The sequence below is a fragment of the Pseudomonas sp. KCJK9000 genome (assembly GCF_046230725.1).
Taxonomy (GTDB): domain Bacteria; phylum Pseudomonadota; class Gammaproteobacteria; order Pseudomonadales; family Pseudomonadaceae; genus Aquipseudomonas; species Aquipseudomonas promysalinigenes.
The window spans coordinates 55,010-70,783 of the sequence record NZ_JBJJLN010000020.1; the positions used below are offsets into that span (position 1 = coordinate 55,010).

General features: G+C 62.6%; 20 protein-coding genes and 2 pseudogenes. 11 read left to right on the top strand and 11 right to left on the bottom strand.

The genetic code is table 11. From position 1 onward, the window contains the following. Nucleotides 1–4: 4 nt before the first annotated feature. Nucleotides 5–802, bottom strand: a complete 798-nt coding sequence (locus ACK59H_RS11445; protein ID WP_060478916.1) for a TSUP family transporter — start codon at nucleotides 800–802, stop codon at nucleotides 5–7. Nucleotides 803–818: 16 nt separating this feature from the next. Next, nucleotides 819–1,187, bottom strand: coding sequence for a hypothetical protein (locus ACK59H_RS11450; RefSeq protein WP_155500284.1), 369 nt, complete (start codon nucleotides 1,185–1,187; stop codon nucleotides 819–821). A 194-nt stretch (nucleotides 1,188–1,381) separates the two neighbouring features. Between ACK59H_RS11450 and ACK59H_RS11455 the strand changes: the two genes are divergently transcribed. Then, complete coding sequence (locus tag ACK59H_RS11455; protein WP_060478918.1) at nucleotides 1,382–2,266, top strand: sugar nucleotide-binding protein; 885 nt, start codon at nucleotides 1,382–1,384, stop codon at nucleotides 2,264–2,266. After that, nucleotides 2,259–3,035 (top strand): annotated as a pseudogene (locus tag ACK59H_RS11460) (NAD-dependent epimerase/dehydratase family protein); the annotation flags it as partial. The gene ACK59H_RS11455 and the pseudogene ACK59H_RS11460, both read left to right, overlap by 8 nt. Here ACK59H_RS11460 and ACK59H_RS11465 read toward each other — a convergent pair. The 6 genes and pseudogenes from ACK59H_RS11465 to ACK59H_RS11490 form a co-directional block, all read right to left on the bottom strand. Further along, nucleotides 2,967–3,239, bottom strand: a pseudogene (locus tag ACK59H_RS11465) (hypothetical protein); the annotation flags it as partial. The pseudogenes ACK59H_RS11460 and ACK59H_RS11465 sit on opposite strands and share 69 nt — an antisense overlap. Nucleotides 3,240–3,286: 47 nt before the next feature. Continuing rightward, the gene (locus ACK59H_RS11470) at nucleotides 3,287–3,970 is read right to left on the bottom strand and encodes an OmpW/AlkL family protein (protein ID WP_409264456.1); all 684 of its coding nucleotides are present in this window, start codon (nucleotides 3,968–3,970) and stop codon (nucleotides 3,287–3,289) included. 109 nt (nucleotides 3,971–4,079) lie between these two features. After that, on the bottom strand, nucleotides 4,080–4,595 hold the full coding sequence (locus ACK59H_RS11475) for a DUF3299 domain-containing protein (RefSeq protein ID WP_060478921.1): 516 nt from the start codon (nucleotides 4,593–4,595) through the stop codon (nucleotides 4,080–4,082). Between the two features lie 8 nt (nucleotides 4,596–4,603). Continuing rightward, nucleotides 4,604–5,869, bottom strand: a complete 1,266-nt coding sequence (locus ACK59H_RS11480) for an ABC transporter permease (protein ID WP_060478922.1) — start codon at nucleotides 5,867–5,869, stop codon at nucleotides 4,604–4,606. Further along, nucleotides 5,869–6,579, bottom strand: coding sequence for an ABC transporter ATP-binding protein (locus ACK59H_RS11485; RefSeq protein ID WP_060478923.1), 711 nt, complete (start codon nucleotides 6,577–6,579; stop codon nucleotides 5,869–5,871). Before ACK59H_RS11485 ends, ACK59H_RS11480 begins: the two co-directional genes overlap by 1 nt. A 1-nt stretch (nucleotide 6,580) precedes the next feature. Further along, a complete protein-coding gene (locus ACK59H_RS11490) occupies nucleotides 6,581–7,156 on the bottom strand; it encodes a DUF2796 domain-containing protein (RefSeq protein ID WP_060478924.1) in 576 nt (191 codons plus the stop codon). A gap of 131 nt (nucleotides 7,157–7,287) precedes the next feature. On the opposite strand from ACK59H_RS11490, the gene ACK59H_RS11495 reads away from it, so the two are divergent. Then, the gene (locus ACK59H_RS11495; RefSeq protein WP_060478925.1) at nucleotides 7,288–7,632 is read left to right on the top strand and encodes a hypothetical protein; all 345 of its coding nucleotides are present in this window, start codon (nucleotides 7,288–7,290) and stop codon (nucleotides 7,630–7,632) included. 41 nt (nucleotides 7,633–7,673) lie between these two features. Here ACK59H_RS11495 and trxA read toward each other — a convergent pair whose 3' ends face one another. From trxA to ACK59H_RS11510, 3 genes are read right to left on the bottom strand one after another with little or no spacing between them, the layout of a single operon-like run. Next, the gene (trxA, locus tag ACK59H_RS11500) at nucleotides 7,674–8,546 is read right to left on the bottom strand and encodes a thioredoxin (protein WP_060478926.1); all 873 of its coding nucleotides are present in this window, start codon (nucleotides 8,544–8,546) and stop codon (nucleotides 7,674–7,676) included. Between the two features lie 31 nt (nucleotides 8,547–8,577). Then, a complete protein-coding gene (locus ACK59H_RS11505; RefSeq protein ID WP_409264457.1) occupies nucleotides 8,578–9,237 on the bottom strand; it encodes a class I SAM-dependent methyltransferase in 660 nt (219 codons plus the stop codon). After that, entirely contained in the window at nucleotides 9,238–9,690 is a 453-nt protein-coding gene (locus ACK59H_RS11510; RefSeq protein ID WP_060478928.1) for a YbaY family lipoprotein, read from the bottom strand. 105 nt (nucleotides 9,691–9,795) lie between these two features. On the opposite strand from ACK59H_RS11510, the gene nrdR reads away from it, so the two are divergent. From nrdR to ACK59H_RS11550, 8 genes are all read left to right on the top strand, one after another. Further along, nucleotides 9,796–10,260 (top strand): transcriptional regulator NrdR, encoded by a 465-nt coding sequence (gene nrdR / locus ACK59H_RS11515; RefSeq protein WP_016393425.1) that lies wholly within the window; start codon nucleotides 9,796–9,798, stop codon nucleotides 10,258–10,260. Between the two features lie 2 nt (nucleotides 10,261–10,262). After that, the gene (ribD, locus tag ACK59H_RS11520; RefSeq protein ID WP_409264458.1) at nucleotides 10,263–11,393 is read left to right on the top strand and encodes a bifunctional diaminohydroxyphosphoribosylaminopyrimidine deaminase/5-amino-6-(5-phosphoribosylamino)uracil reductase RibD; all 1,131 of its coding nucleotides are present in this window, start codon (nucleotides 10,263–10,265) and stop codon (nucleotides 11,391–11,393) included. Between the two features lie 42 nt (nucleotides 11,394–11,435). Then, entirely contained in the window at nucleotides 11,436–12,101 is a 666-nt protein-coding gene (locus ACK59H_RS11525) for a riboflavin synthase (RefSeq protein ID WP_288439185.1), read from the top strand. Nucleotides 12,102–12,119: 18 nt separating this feature from the next. After that, nucleotides 12,120–13,211 carry a bifunctional 3,4-dihydroxy-2-butanone-4-phosphate synthase/GTP cyclohydrolase II gene (gene ribBA, locus ACK59H_RS11530; protein ID WP_060478931.1) on the top strand — a complete coding sequence of 364 codons (1,092 nt, stop codon included), beginning with the start codon at nucleotides 12,120–12,122 and terminating at the stop codon, nucleotides 13,209–13,211. A 90-nt stretch (nucleotides 13,212–13,301) separates the two neighbouring features. Next, the gene (gene ribE, locus ACK59H_RS11535) at nucleotides 13,302–13,778 is read left to right on the top strand and encodes a 6,7-dimethyl-8-ribityllumazine synthase (protein ID WP_060478932.1); all 477 of its coding nucleotides are present in this window, start codon (nucleotides 13,302–13,304) and stop codon (nucleotides 13,776–13,778) included. Further along, on the top strand, nucleotides 13,775–14,275 hold the full coding sequence (nusB, locus tag ACK59H_RS11540; RefSeq protein ID WP_060478933.1) for a transcription antitermination factor NusB: 501 nt from the start codon (nucleotides 13,775–13,777) through the stop codon (nucleotides 14,273–14,275). Before ribE ends, nusB begins: the two co-directional genes overlap by 4 nt. 18 nt (nucleotides 14,276–14,293) lie before the next feature. Continuing rightward, nucleotides 14,294–15,262, top strand: a complete 969-nt coding sequence (gene thiL / locus ACK59H_RS11545; RefSeq protein ID WP_409264459.1) for a thiamine-phosphate kinase — start codon at nucleotides 14,294–14,296, stop codon at nucleotides 15,260–15,262. After that, complete coding sequence (locus ACK59H_RS11550) at nucleotides 15,259–15,762, top strand: phosphatidylglycerophosphatase A (RefSeq protein ID WP_060478935.1); 504 nt, start codon at nucleotides 15,259–15,261, stop codon at nucleotides 15,760–15,762. The genes thiL and ACK59H_RS11550 overlap by 4 nt, the downstream gene beginning before the upstream one ends. Nucleotides 15,763–15,774 lie beyond the last annotated feature (12 nt).

Here is a 15,774-nt window from a genome sequence, read left to right on the forward strand (position 1 = left end):
GTTATCAAAGCAACGCGGCGTGGAAACGCAGCCATTCACCTATCGGATGATCTGCGCTGAGAAGCAACTTGATAGCCATCAAACAGCACACAGTAACCAGCAGCGGTTTGATCAGTTTAGGTCCGAAGTAAAGTGCACAACGAGCGCCGAGCTGAGCGCCAATGATGGCGCAGGCGGCCATAGCCAGCGCCAACGGCCATATGACGGCACCGCTGAAGATGAATACCGACAACCCCCCAAGGTTGCACGAGGCATTGAGCAGCTTGCTGCTACAGATCGCCTGCATAAGGTGCTGACCCAAGAGCAACGTGAAAGCGATCATGAAAAATGAACCGGTACCCGGACCAAAGATACCATCGTAAAAACCGATGCCTGGAGCCACAACGAGTGCGAAGGTCCAATGAGGTAGCCGTTGTTTGCGATCCTGATTGTCGAGCTTGGGGCTAAGCGCAAAATAGATGGCTACTGCTATTAGTAGAATTGGGACTGACGCCTCGAGCATTGCCCTATCGAGCAAGCTGATTGAAAAGGCCCCTGCAACGCCTCCGAAAAAGGCTAATAAAGCCATCGGCCAGATCGCTTGCCATTGGATCATGCGTTTTCGAGCAAACGCCCAGACTGCCGAAACACTGGCTGATGAAGCCTGCAACTTATTGGTCGCCATTGCAGCCAATGGATCAATTCCGGCGATGAAAAGTGCCGGAAGCGTCAGCAAGCCTCCACCTCCCGCAATGGCATCGAAGAATCCGGCTAGGAACGCAACAGCGGCAAGCAGGCACACTGTGGAGATTTCGATTTCCATCTACAGTTCTCCAATCTTATCCGCGAACGACGAGTGGGTCTGACTGAAGCACTAGAGCTTTGGTGTGTGGCGCATAAGCGAAGAGCCGAATCAGTAGCCTTCGGTTGCTGAATTCAATTACGCAAATTTTACCAAGTGAGAAGGCATCAAGTTGCAGCAGCTGTTTGGCCGTGAATTTCTTTTTAAGTTTGAGTGCTAGATCCATTGATAATGCTGCAGTCCCTGGTGTTTCGGGCCCGCCCGCGGCAGCTATATGGCGGCACGCCCTATCCAGGATACGGGCTTGACTTTGCTGAAACTTAAAATAAGCGACATCCTGAGGTTCTTCGGCGCAACTTCCTGTCATGGCTTTTTCCTTGCGTGTAAGAATAGGTTGAAACTTCATGATGTAATGGAGCTATTTGGTCAGTTTTTTCTAATGTTGGATGCAGTACGTGGTCACTTAGGTCTGTAGGGCTTTTCTTATGGGGTGGTAGGCCTGAAGCACCCAGGAAGCCGTGCACCTCGGGTTGGACTTCCCCGCCTGGAAACCGCAAAATGCCCCTTTCCCCAATCACTCTGTTCGGATCTGCTGACTCTATGCGTATGCGCCTGATGCTGTTGGGTGGTGGCAATGCCCTTGGGCAAGCGCTGATTCGTCTCGGGGCCGAGGAGGACATCGCATTCCTGGCGCCGCGCCCGCCGGAAGACGGCTGGGCCCCGGCCAGCCTCACTCAGCTGCTCGACGATCACCGCCCCGATGCCCTGGTCAACCTGGCCTACTATTTCGACTGGTTTCAGGCCGAGTCGGTCAGCGAACCGCGCCTTGCTCAGCAGGAGCGGGCGGTGGAGCGGCTGGCGGAGCTGTGTCAGCACCACCAGATCACGTTGGTGCAGCCTTCCAGCTACCGGGTGTTCGACGGCTCGCGGGCCACGGCCTATAGCGAAAAGGATGAGCCAATGCCGCTGGGCGCGCGCGGCCAGGCGCTTTGGCGCATCGAGCAGAGCGTACGCGCCGCCTGTCCGCAACATGTGCTGCTGCGGTTCGGTTGGTTACTGGATGAGAGCATCGACGGGGTCCTGGGGCGCTTTCTGACCCGCGCCGAGCAGCCGCAGGAGCTATTGCTGGCCGATGACCGCCGTGGTAACCCCACACCGGTCGACGATGCTGCCCGGGTGATCTTGTCGGTGCTCAAGCAACTCGATTGCAGTGCGCCGCTCTGGGGCACTTACCACTACGCCGGCAACGAGGCGACCACGCCACTGGTCCTGGGCCAGGCCATTCTGACCGAGGCCGGGCAGCATCGGCAGCTGGCGGTACAGGCACCAACTGCGCAAGCCCATGCCTTGCGGCCGGACGCCAGTGAGGAGCCGCAGAACGCAGTGCTGGCCTGCAAGAAAATTCTTCACACTTTCGGCATCAAACCGCGCGCCTGGCGCGCAGGTTTGCCGCCATTATTGGATCGATTCTACCGCCATGGCTAACGCCCCTATCCTGATCACCGGCGGCGCCGGCTTCATTGGCTCCCACCTGTGCGATGCGTTACTGGCTAAAGGCTATGCGGTACGTATTCTCGACGACCTTTCCACCGGCAAGCGCGACAACTTGCAACTGAGCAACCCGCACCTGGAGCTGATCGAGGGTGATGTGGCCGATGCTCAGCTGGTTCAGCGCGCCGTCGCCGGTTGCCGCGCCGTGGTGCATCTGGCGGCGGTGGCGTCCGTGCAGGCCTCAGTCGAAGACCCGGTCAAGACTCACCAGAGCAACTTCATCGGCACGCTGAACGTTGCCGAGGCGATGCGCGTTCATGGCGTGCGCCGTGTGCTGTTTGCCTCCAGTGCGGCGGTATACGGCAACAATGGCGAAGGGGAATCGATTGCCGAGGAAACCTCCAAGGCGCCTTTGACGCCCTATGCGGTAGACAAGCTGGCCAGCGAGCAGTACCTCGACTTCTACCGCCGGCAACATGGGCTGGAACCAGTGGTATTCCGCTTCTTCAATATCTTTGGCCCGCGCCAGGACCCTTCCTCGCCATACTCGGGCGTCATCAGCATATTCAGCGAGCGCGCCGCCCAAGGCTTGCCAATCACTGTGTTCGGCGATGGCGAGCAAACTCGTGACTTCCTCTACGTCGGTGATCTGGTGCAGGTGATGGTACAGGCGCTGGAGCTGGCGCAGGTGGAGGAGGGGGCGGTGAACGTGGGCCTGAACCAGGCAACCTCGCTCAACCAGATGCTCAAGGCGTTGGAACAGGTGGTGGGTAGCTTGCCGGCAGTCCGTTATGCCCAGGCCCGCTCGGGTGATATCCGCCATTCGCGGGCGGACAACCAGCGCCTGCTGGCGCGCTTCGATTTCCCGCAGCCCACCTCGATGGTCGAGGGGCTGGCAAAGTTGCTTGGCAAAGCCTGAACCTGGCAACGCAACTGGGGCCGCTACGCGGCCCCAGTTGATGAGCATCAGATCTTAGCTGACGGGCGTTAGGCGACTGCCGCCTTTTTCCCAGGTCAGAACTTGTAACCAAGGCCAACCATGTACACCCATGGGTCGACATCCACGTCGACCTTGGTCTTGCTGTAGCCCAGAGCAGTCGGGCCATTGACGCTGGCCTTGGTGTCGATGTCGACATACCACACCGCGGCGTTCACCAGCAGGTTGTCGGTGATCATGTAGTCCATGGCCAACTGGCCGGCGAGGCCTACCGAATCCTGCAATTTGAGGTTGCTGAAGCCTTGTTGCTTGCGCTGGCCTGTGAGGTCTTCATCGAAGAACAGGGTGTAGTTGATGCCAACCCCGGCATAAGGCTGGAACTTGGAGGTGGGCTCCATTGGGTAGTACTGCACAGACAGGGTCGGTGGCAGTTGCTTGATGTCGGCCAGTTTACCGTCCAGGCCTGCGCCCAGGCCTTTCACCCCGACACTGTGCTTGAAGGGCGTCGCTGCCAGCAGTTCCAGGCCAACGTGATCGGTCAGCATGTAGGCGAAGGCCAGGCCCAATTGGGTGTCGCTGTCCAGGGTCGCCTTGGTGCCCGATACCTTGTTGCCATCGAATTTCAGGTCGCTGCTGCTCTCGTTCGGCGCAGTGGTAATGGCACCTGCACGGACGATGACATCACCCGCCTGGTGGGCGTAGGCAACTGGGGTGGTGAGCGCAAGGGCCACTAGCGAGGCGCCGAGCAAGGACTTGTTCATGGAAGCTCCCAAAGGACGTGATTAAACGAATGGTCCAATGGTACGGAGCCGGCTAAACGCATTGTTTGACCCAGCTCAACGAAGCGTCGTTACAAATTAGAAACAGTTCTCACTTGAGCACATACGCATAGATTTTCTCGGCTTCCATCTGGTAGCCGGCATCGGCCAACTCGCTGCTGGAGGCTCTAACCTGCATCTTTCCCTCGATCCAGTAGGGCTGGTAGAGGTCCTCCACACGCACACCCATTTCGCTGAAGATATGCACGATCTGATTGGATGGCGGGGGCGGCACATGGATGCAGGCGCCGTAGTAAGGCACCAGCAGAAACTCTGTGGTGCGGCCCTCCTCACTGACCTCGAGCGGCACGATATAGCCCGGGATCTTCACCTGCTGGCCATCAAGGCTCTGCACCACCGGGGCATCGGGCGCCTGTTGGCGCGCCGCAGGGGCAGACTCGGCAGACAGTGCATCGCTCAATTGCGACATGTCGTGCAGCGGCGCCAGTTGAGGCGGGATGACCGGCGCGCCCTCAGGAATCAGCGCAGGCCAGTCCAGCTCGCGCACCTCGCTCGCCCACACCGGGGCTGCGAGGCACAAGATCGATAACAGCAGTACCCGGAGCATGGTGCCTCTCAAAGGTGAATCGACAAGCCGTCGGCCAGCGACTGCCGATAGGCGCGCCAGGCCGGTACGCTGCCCATCAGCAGCGCGGCGCCAAGGATGATCGCCAGCAGCGTCCACTCATGTGCGCTGGGCAACGCCAATGGCAGGTAAAGGCCGTAGTTGGCCTGAACGTAGCCTTGCGCCAGGGCGATGCCTGCGTACAGCAAACCCAGCCCTGCCGCGATGCCGGTGACGGCCAGCGCCAGCGCTTCGAGTACCAGCAACCCGGCGATATGCCAGGGGCGTGCGCCCACCGAACGCAGGATGGCCATTTCCCGGCGCCGCTCGTTGAGGCTGGTGAGAATCGCCGTGAGCATGCCGATCAAACCGGTCAGCACCACGAACAACGACACCACGAACAACGCCTGCTCGGCGGTGCCCATCAGGCTCCACAGTTCCTGCAAGGCGACCCCAGGCAAAATCGCCAGCAGCGGCTCGCTGCGGTACTCGTTGATTTCGCGCTGCAGGCTGAAGGTGGCGATCTTGTTGTTCAGCCCAAGCATGAATGCGGTGATGGCGGCAGGTTGCAGGTCCATGGTGCGCGCCTGGTCCGCACTGATGCGGCCTGCGCCACGGGCCGGCACGCCATTGTGCCAATCGATATGAATCGCCTCCATGCCCGCCAGGCTGATGTGCAGGGTACGGTCGACCGGCGTACCGGTGCGTTTGAGCACGCCGACAACGGTGAAGGGTTTGTCGTCATGCTTGACCAGGCTGATCGCGGCGACACCGTGCGCCAGCACCAGCTTGTCGCCAAGCTTGTAATGCAGCGCGTCGGCCACTTCGGCACCGAGCACCACCTCGAACGGGTCGCTGGCGAACTCACGGCCTTGGCTCAGCTCCAGATGCTGCCGGCGGCCATACTGGTACTGACTGAAGTAGTCACCCGTGGTGCCCATGACCCGGTAACCCCGGTGCGAGTCACCCAGCGAAATGGGGATCGCCCATTTTACCCGGGGGTCATGGGCATAGTGCTGGTAGCTGTCCCAGCGTATGTTGTTGGTGGCGTTGCCAATACGAAACACCGAATACAGCAGCAGGTTCACCGAGCCGGAGCGGGCACCGACAATCAGGTCGGTACCGCTGATGGTGCTGGCGAAGCTGGCACGCGCTTCGGTGCGCACACGTTCGACGGCCAACAGCAGGCACACCGACAGAGCAATGGCGAAGGCGGTGAGAAAGGCCGTGAACCGGCGGTTGGCCAGGCTGGCCAGGGCAAGGCGAAGCAAGTACATCAGGCCTCCCGGGGCTTGGCGGCGCGGTTGAGTTCTGCCAGGGACAGATGGCGGTCGAACAGCGGCGCCAGGCTCTGGTCATGGCTGACGAACAGCAGACTGGAGCCCGCCGCGCGGCACTCGTCGAACAGCAGACGGATGAACACTTCGCGGGTATCGGCATCCAGTGCCGAGGTCGGCTCGTCGGCAATCACCAGTTCAGGCTGGCCGATCAGAGCCCGTGCTGCGGCCACGCGTTGCTGCTGGCCGATCGATAGGCTGTCGGCCCGGCGCGCCAGCAGCGCCGGTTCGCCCAGGCCCAAGTGCGCCAGCAGTTCACTGGCCGCCTGGTCGACACTGCCATGGCGCTGGGTAGCGCGTTGGGCGCGGCTGCGCGAGAAGCGGCAAGGCAGCTCGACATTTTCCCTTACCGAAAGGAAGGGCAGCAGGTTGAACTGCTGGAAAATGTAGCCAGTGTGGTCGACTCGAAAGCGGTCACGCGCACCTTGGCCCAGCAGCGCCAGGTCCTGCCCCAATAGCTGAATACGCCCTTGGCCCGGCCGGTTGACCCCGCCCAGCAAACCCAGCAGCGTGGTCTTGCCACTGCCGCTGGGCCCTTTGAGGAACAGAGCTTCGCCGGCGTCCAGGCGCAGCGCCGGTATATCCAGCAGGGGCGCCTGGCCGGGCCAGGCGAACACCAGGTCCTGCAGTTCGATCAACGCCTGGCTCATTTCAGAACGTGACCGCGGCCTTGGTGGGCGACGTTTCGACGCCCTTCTGGCCGTTCGGGCCGATCAGTTGCACGTTGATTTTCTGTGTGGCCGGGAACGCCTTGTAGAGTGGGGCCAGGTCGATCTGGGTGAGTTTGGCGGGCGTCGCGCAGGTCAGCTGGTAGTGGGCATTGATGTCGCTGTGAACGTGGCCTTTCTCGTGCTCATCACCGTCGTCGTCTGCCTTGGCCGCGTCGCCGAACAGCGGGCTTTGCAGCTCTTGCTGGTCGTCCTTGCAGCCAGCGGCCGAGGCCAGGGCAAATAGTTTGAGCGGTTGCTCGAGCTGCTGGCGCACAGCCGCCACCTTAGCCTTGTCGGCATCGCTGCTGGCCATGTGCTCGAAGCCCACGAGGTTCATTGCCGGGCTATCGAGCTCCAGCTCCAACGTATTGCCGTCAAGTACGACGTTGAGCTTGGCGACGCCGTGTTCGTGGGCGCCAAGGGTGCCATGGGAATGATCGTGGTCATGATCTTCATGGGCTTGGGCGGCAGCCAGGGGTAGCAGAGCGAAAGGCAGGGCGAGCAGCAAACGACGCATGGACGACTCCGGAAGCGGGGCTGGGATAGTGGTTATGTTATAACAACTTTTTAGTCCGCTGCCAGCCTGTGTAGCGCAGGTTTCATGTTGCGGTAGCATGGCGGCATTGACCTGAGCCTCTGGAGCAGACTGTGAGAATTCGTGGACAGATCGGTGAATGGCCGGTGGACTTGACCCTTGAACTGGAACCCCATGAGTGGGCCCAGTTACGGCGCGAGGCTGAGGTGCCAGCCCCGCTGCCGGTTCCCGATGCGGCTGTGGTTGCCACGCCGCGCCAGAACGATGGGCAGTGGGCAGCAGCGTGTGAGGTGTTGCGCCAGGCGGGCACGATGAACGGGCCGGCGTTGCTGGACCGCCTCGAAGCATTGACCGGTAGCACGGCGGCGGGTAAGCGGCTGCTGGTCCGGTTGCGGCACAGCAGTGAGGTGAGAGTGGAAAGTGGTGTGCACGCCCCGGTTTATCACTGGGTGGGCTGAGCCGCACTATAGATTGGGGCCGCAAGGCGGCCCCGGCATTCTCAGAACATCGCCGAAGACAGGCGGCGACGGTACACGCCGACCAATGGGTGGTCGCTGCCGAGCAGCTCGAACACCTGCAGCATGGCTTTTTGTGGCAGGCCGTTCTCGTACCCACGGTTGCGCTGGAACAGTTTGAGCAACCCCTCCAATGCCGCCTCGTATTGCTGGCGTGCCAATTGCTGGATGCTCAACTGGTACGCCGCCTCGTCATCTTGCGGGTTCTGCGCCAAACGGCTTTTGAGGTCTGCGACTTCCGGCAGGCTGGCGGCCTGACGCAGGAAGGTCAGTTGCGCTTTGGCACCGGCCAGGGCGGCCTTGTGTTCGTCACCCTTGACTGCGTCCAGGACCGTTTGAGCTTCGCCTAGCTCACCGCGCTCGGCCAAGCAGCGGGCATAGTAGATCAGCGCCTCGGCGTTGCTGTTGTCTTCGCTCAGCAACTGTTGCAGCGCGGCTTCGGCTTCGGCAAAGCGGCTTTCGGCGAACAGCGCCTTGGCGTGCTCCAACGGCGAAGCGGTCGGTGCGGCCGGCAGTTGCACATGCGGCTCGAGCATGGCCCGGATCGCCGACTCCGGCTGGGCGCCGGCAAAGCCGTCGACAGGTTGGCCGTCCTTGAACAGCACCACGGTCGGCAGGCTACGAATGCCGAACTGGGCCACCACTTGCTGCTCGACATCGCAGTTGATCTTGGCCAGCAGCAATTCGCCCTGATAGCCCTCGGCGATTTTCGCCAGCAGCGGCATCAACGCCTTGCAGGGCGCGCACCACTCGGCCCAGAAGTCCACCAGTACCGGCTTGTGGAAGGAGTTCTCGATCACCAGTTGCTGGAAGGTGGCATCGGTGACATCGAAGATGTAAGGGGTTTCCTGGCTCATCGCGACTCTCGCAAATCCGTGAATGGCATCACTATAAAGGCTCGCGGCTGGCGTGGTACAGGCTGACCCTGCGGAATTCGTGTGGCTCTGCCAGGTCCGGCAGGGTCAAGGCTTCGAGCACGCCAAGGGCCCGGTACAGCGGATGGTTGAAATCACGCACGCGCGAGTCCGCCACCAAGGCCTGGCGGCCACGATCCAGAAAGGCATCAAGCAGTGGCAGGTTGGCGCGGTCGTACAGCACATCAGCAACCAAAATCAGGTCGAAGCGGTCGGCTTCGGCGAAGAAATCACTGCTGTAACCCAGCTCGACCGCATTGAGCTGAGCATTGGCGCGGCAGGCCTGCAACGCCAGCGGGTCGAGGTCGCAGGCGACTACTTCCAGTGCCCCCGCGCGCGCGGCGGCAATCCCGGCGATGCCCGAGCCTGCCCCGAAGTCCAGTACGCGCTTGCCGGCAACCCACTCAGGGTGCGCGGCCAGGAAGCGGGCCATGGCCAGGCCGCTGGCCCAGCAGAAGCTCCAGTACGGCGGCTCCTCGAGGATGCGTTGAGTTTCTTCGCTGGTGAACGCGCGGTCCATGTTCTGATCGTCGATCAGCCACAGTTTCAATTCGCACTCAGGCAGCGCGCTGATCACCAGGCGTGCTTCGCCAATCAGGCCACTGAGGGCCTGCTGCAGGGCAAGCGGCGGCACTTATGGCGCCTTTTCGAAGCGCAGCGGGCCGGTAGCCTGGGTCTGGGCCTGAATGATACGCACGGGGGGCAGGTGCATGATCAGTTGGCCAGAGCGGCTGGCGCGGCCACGCAGCTCGACCCGGGCCCCGGCGGGGAAAGCCTCGGGGTTGAAACGCAGGTGATAGGGCAGGGGTTGGCCTGTGCCGGTCAGGGTACTGCTAGCCAGGAGCTGTTGCGGACGATCACGGTCATCGATGACCAGCAGCGCCAGTTCCACGTCTGCGCCAGCCGGAATTTCCAGCAGTGTGCCGCTCAATTCACGCTGATAGGCCGGCAGCGGGCCGAGCGGTTCGACGTTCTTGGCCACCTTGGCCGGTACTGGCGCAGGGGCTGTTGCGGTTTTTGGGCGGTCACTGCCGCAAGCGGCTAGCAAGCAAGTGCAGCACAGTACGACGAGCGCACGACGAGGCATGGGTGGGTCCTTCACGGGCAGAATTGTATGGATGTTAACCCCTTTGGCTTGTCTTGCCAGTGCAATGCGCTACCATGGCCCTCCCTTTTTTTGTTGCCTGCCACCATGCACTGTCCCTTTTGCGGTGCCAACGACACCAAGGTCATCGACTCGCGTCTGGTCGCCGAGGGCGAACAGGTGCGCCGCCGCCGTGAGTGCGTCGCCTGCGGCGAGCGTTTCACCACCTTCGAAACCGCCGAACTGGTGCTGCCCCGCCTGATCAAGCAGGACGGTACCCGCCAGCCGTTCGATGAAGACAAGCTGCGCGCTGGCATGCAGCGCGCGCTGGAAAAACGCCCGGTCAGCGTCGAGCGCCTGGAAGCGGCGCTGGCGCACATCAAAAGCCGCCTGCGCGCCACGGGCGAGCGCGAAGTCAAATCGCTGGTAGTGGGTGAACTGGTCATGGCCGAGCTGCGCAAGCTCGACGAGGTGGCTTACATCCGCTTCGCTTCGGTGTACCGCCGCTTCCAGGACCTGGACGAATTCCGCGAAGAGATCGATCGCCTGGCCCGCGAGCCGGCTAAAGAGTGAGCATGCCCAGCCAGACCGCGATCCTCGATGCCCATTACATGGCCCGCGCCCTTGAGCTGGCGCGCAAGGGCATCTACACCACTCACCCCAACCCGCGTGTCGGCTGCGTGATCGTTCGCGATGGCCGAGTGGTCGGTGAAGGCTGGCATGTTAGGGCCGGTGAGCCACACGCCGAAGTGCATGCGCTGCGTCAAGCCGGTGAGCTGGCCCGCGGCGCCTGCGCGTATGTGACCCTGGAACCGTGCAGCCACCACGGCCGCACGCCACCGTGCGCCGAGGCGCTGGTCAACGCGGGGGTGGCCCGGGTGGTCGCCGCGATGCAGGACCCCAACCCCCAAGTGGCTGGCCAAGGCTTGCGGCGCCTGGCCGAGGCAGGCATAGAGGTTGCCAGCGGCTTGCTCGAAGCCGAGGCCCGGGCCCTCAACCCCGGCTTTCTCAAACGCATGGAGCACGGCTTGCCATTCGTGCGCGCCAAGCTTGCGATGAGCCTGGATGGGCGCACCGCCATGGCCAGCGGCGAAAGCCAGTGGATCACCGGCCCCGCTGCCCGCTCGGCGGTGCAGCGCTTGCGTGCCCGTGCCAGCGTGGTGCTGACCAGCGCCGCCAGTGTGCTGGCCGACAACGCACGGCTGACCGTACGTGCAGCCGAACTGGGCCTGGACCATGAGGCCACTGCCTTGGCGTTGAGCCGTACACCGCTACGTGTGCTGGTTGATGGCCGTTTGCGCCTGCCCCTGGACGCCCCGTTCTTCCAGGCCGGCCCGGCGCTGGTGGCCACCGCCGTCGCAGATGACCCACGCTATGCCGCTGCTGGCCATGAGCTGCTCAGCCTGCCCGGCGACAATGGCCAAGTGGACCTGCCGGCCCTGCTGCAGGCGCTGGCCGCTCGCGGAACCAACGAGATTCTGCTCGAGGCCGGCCCCGGCCTGGTTGGCGCCTTCGCCCGTCAAGGCCTGATCGACGAGTACCAGTTGTTCGTCGCAGGCACCTTCCTAGGCTCCCAGGCCCGCCCGCTGCTGGATTGGCCGCTGGAGAAAATGAGCCAGGCGCCACGGCTGAAAATCACCGACATGCGCGCAGTGGGCGATGACTGGCGGGTCACGGCCATCCCTCTGCCGGCGCCCGGCGTATAATGCTCGGCTTGCCCTGCGCAACCTGTTTTTGAGGAAGTCCCCATGTTCACCGGCATCATCGAATCCATCGGCACCATCGGCAGCCTGACCCCAAAGGGTGGTGACGTGCGCGTCTACGTCGAAACCGGCAAGCTCGACCTGGGTGACGTCAAGCTCGGCGACAGCATCGCTGTCAACGGTGTATGCCTGACCGCCGTCGAGCTGCCGGGCAATGGCTTTTGGGCTGATGTCAGCGTCGAGACCCTCAAGCGCACCGCGTTCATCGACCTCAAAAGTGGCAGCAAGGTCAACCTTGAAAAAGCCCTGACTCCCACCACCCGGCTGGGCGGCCATCTGGTCAGCGGCCATGTCGATGGCGTCGGCGAAATCATCTCGCGTAGCGATAACGCGCGGGCCATCCAGTTCCGGGTGCGTGCACCGAGGGAGCTGGCCAAGTACATCGCCCACAAGGGCTCGATCACCGTCGATGGCACCAGCCTGACGGTCAACGAGGTCAATGGCGCCGAATTCGAGCTGACCATTGTCCCGCACACCCTGTCCGAAACCATCATGGCCGACTACCGCGCAGGGCGTCGGGTCAACCTTGAGGTCGACTTGCTGGCCCGTTATCTGGAGCGTCTGCTTCTGGGTGACAAGGCTGCCGAGCCGAGCAAGGGCAGTGGCATTACCGAAAGCTTCCTGGCCGCCAACGGCTTCTTGAAATCCTGATTGAGAAGGGGGTGCCCAGTGGCGCTCAACAGCATCGAAGAACTGGTCGAAGATATCCGCCAGGGCAAAATGGTCATCCTCATGGATGACGAAGACCGTGAAAACGAAGGCGACATCATCATGGCCGCCGAGTGCTGCCAGCCTGAGCACATCAACTTCATGGCCAAGCACGCCCGCGGTCTGATTTGCATGCCGATGACCCGCGAGCGTTGCGAAACCCTGAAGCTGCCGCTGATGGCGCCGCGCAACGGCTCGGGCTTCGGCACCAAGTTCACCGTGTCGATCGAGGCTGCCGAGGGTGTCACCACCGGTATTTCCGCTGCCGACCGTGCGCGTACCGTGCAGGCCGCAGCTGCCAAGGACGCCAAGGCAGAAGACATCGTCAGCCCTGGCCACATCTTCCCACTGATGGCCCAGCCAGGCGGTACGCTGGCCCGCGCCGGCCACACCGAAGCGGCCTGCGACCTGGCGCGCATGGCAGGTTTCGAGCCGAGCGGGGTGATCTGCGAGGTGATGAACGATGACGGCACCATGTCGCGTCGCGCCGAGCTGGAAGTGTTCGCCGCCGAACATGGCCTGAAGATCGGCACCATCGCTGACCTGATCCACTACCGGATGATCCACGAACGCACCGTACAGCGCGTTTCCGAGCAGCCGATCGAGAGCGAGCTTGGCGAATTCAACCTGGTCACCTACCGCGACGCGGTGGAAGGCGATGTGCACATGGCCCTGACGCTGGGCAACATCTGCGCTGAAGAGCCCACCCTCGTTCGCGTCCACAACATGGACCCGCTGCGCGACTTGCTGCTGGTCAAGCAGCCAGGCCGCTGGAGCCTGCGTGCGGCCATGGCCGCTGTGGCCGAGGCAGGCAGCGGCGTGGTGCTGCTGCTGGGCCACCCGCTGGACGGCGACGTGCTGCTGGCGCACATCCGTGAAAGCGCAGGCGATGCACCGGCCAAAGTGCCGACCACCTACAGCACCGTTGGTGCCGGTTCGCAGATCCTGCGCGACCTTGGTGTGCGCAAGATGCGCCTGATGAGTTCGCCGATGAAGTTCAATGCGATATCCGGATTCGATCTGGAAGTTGTAGAATACGTGCCCTCCGAGTGACTTGAGGCGGCATTGACGCCCAGAGCTCGAGTCCAGACCCCTGCCGAGGCCGCTTGTATGCGGCCTCGCTCTTGAAGATGAGAACATCGAATGACCCTGAAGACCATCGAAGGTACCTTCATCGCCCCCAAAGGTCGCTATGCTTTGGTGGTTGGCCGCTTCAACAGCTTCGTCGTTGAAAGCCTGGTAAGCGGCGCCGTCGATACCTTGGTACGCCACGGTGTCAGCGAAAGCGAAATCACCATCATCCGTGCCCCTGGCGCGTTCGAAATCCCGCTGGTGGCACAGAAAGTCGCCCAGCAAGGCGAATATGACGCGATCATCGCCCTGGGCGCGGTGATCCGTGGCGGCACCCCGCACTTCGAATACGTGGCGGGCGAATGCACCAAGGGCCTGGCCCAGGTGTCCATGGAGTTCGGCGTACCGGTGGCCTTCGGCGTTCTGACCGTCGACTCCATCGAACAAGCCATCGAGCGCTCCGGCACCAAGGCTGGCAACAAAGGCGGTGAAGCTGCCCTGTCCGCACTGGAAATGGTCAGCCTGCTGGCGCAGTTGGAGGCCAAGTGATTAGCGACGAAAGCGATCGTTTCAACCCGCGCGATCCAAAACCTGCGGATGCCGGCAAGCCTTCCAAGAGCGCCAAGCGCCGTGAGGCACGCAAGCTTGCGACCCAGGCCCTGTACCAGTGGCACATGGCACAGCATTCGCTGAACGAGATCGAAGCGCAGTTCCGGGTCGATAACGATTTCACCGATGTCGACGGTGCCTATTTCCGCGAGATCCTGCATGGGGTCCCGGCGATCAAAGGCGAAATCGACAAAGCGCTGGAACCTTGCATGACCATGGCGCTGGAAGAGCTCGACCCGGTCGAGCTGGCCGTACTGCGCCTGTCCACCTGGGAGCTGATCAAGCGCGTCGACGTACCGTACCGCGTGGTGATCAACGAAGGTGTGGAGCTGGCCAAGGTCTTCGGTGCCACCGATGGCCACAAGTTCGTCAATGGCGTGCTGGACAAACTCGCTCCAGTGCTGCGCGAAGCAGAAGTCAAGGCGAACAAGCGCTGATCCTGGCGCTGCCGGCCCATGGGTGAGTTCGAGCTGATCAACCATTACTTCGCCGCCGCGCCTTGCGCGCAGGGCGGCGAAGGTGTGGCGTTGGGCATCGGCGACGATTGCGCCCTGCTCGGCCTTCCACCCGGTGAGCAACTGGCGGTGTCGACCGACACTCTGGTAGCCGGCGTGCATTTCCCAAGCGTCTGCGATCCGTTGCTGCTAGGCCAGCGTTCGCTGGCCGTGGCGGCCAGTGACCTGGCCGCCATGGGCGCAACGGCGATCGGCTTCACCCTTGCCCTGACCCTGCCCGACGTAGGTGCCGAGTGGCTGGCGGCATTTGCCGAAGGGCTTGGCCGCATGGCAAAGCGGTGCCGCATGAGCCTGGTCGGTGGTGATACCACCCGTGGGCCGCTGAGTATCACCGTCACCGTGTTCGGCCGCGTGCCGGCCGGCCAAGCGTTGCGCCGCAGCGGCGCACGGCCCGGCGATTTGCTGTGCGTCGGCGGCACGCTGGGCAAGGCGGCAGGGGCATTGCCGCTGGTGCTGGGTGAGCGCGAGGCACCGGCGGAGCTGGCTGAGCCGTTGCTTGAGCATTACTGGTCGCCAATGCCTCAGCTTGGCCTGGGCCAGCTGTTGCGCGGCCAGGCCACGTCGGCACTGGACATTTCCGATGGCCTGCTCGCCGACTGCGGGCATATCGCCAAGGCCTCCGGTGTTGCGCTGGAGGTGAACCTGGAGCAGGTGCCAGTGTCTCCTGCACTGCAAGGGTTTCTCGGCCTCGATGGGGCACGGCTGGCGGCGCTGACCGGAGGCGACGACTACGTCCTGGCGTTCACTCTGCCACCTGCCGCGCTGCCCGGGCTCATCGACCGTGCTCCTGGCCAGGTGTACGTTATCGGCCGTGTGCTCGATGGCAAGCGCGTGACCCTGCGTGATGCGCAGGGCCAGGACATCACCCCGGTCCAACGGGGCTATCAACATTTTAGGGAGACACCGTGACCGACCACCCCAACCAGGTGCCAGCGGAGAACGTTCCGCCATCGGTCTGGCGCAATCCATGGCATTTCATTGCCTTTGGTTTCGGTTCCGGCACCTTGCCAAAAGCCCCAGGCACCTGGGGCTCGCTGGTGGCCATCCCGTTCATTCCGCTATGGCAGATGCTCCCCGACTGGGGTTACTGGCTGCTGCTGGGCGTGACCATGCTGTTCGGTTTCTGGCTGTGCGGTAAAGTGGCCGAAGACTTGCGTGTGCACGACCATGAGGGCATTGTCTGGGATGAGATGGTCGGCATGTGGATCACCCTCTGGCTGGTACCGGAAGGGTGGCAGTGGATCCTGGCTGGGTTCCTGATGTTCCGTTTCTTCGACATTCTCAAGCCGTGGCCGATTCGCTGGATCGATCGGCATGTACATGGTGGTGTCGGGATCATGCTCGACGATGTGCTGGCAGGTGTGTTCGCCTGGCTGGGGATGCAGGTTCTGGTATGGGCGGTAGGCTGAAGCAGGGAGCGT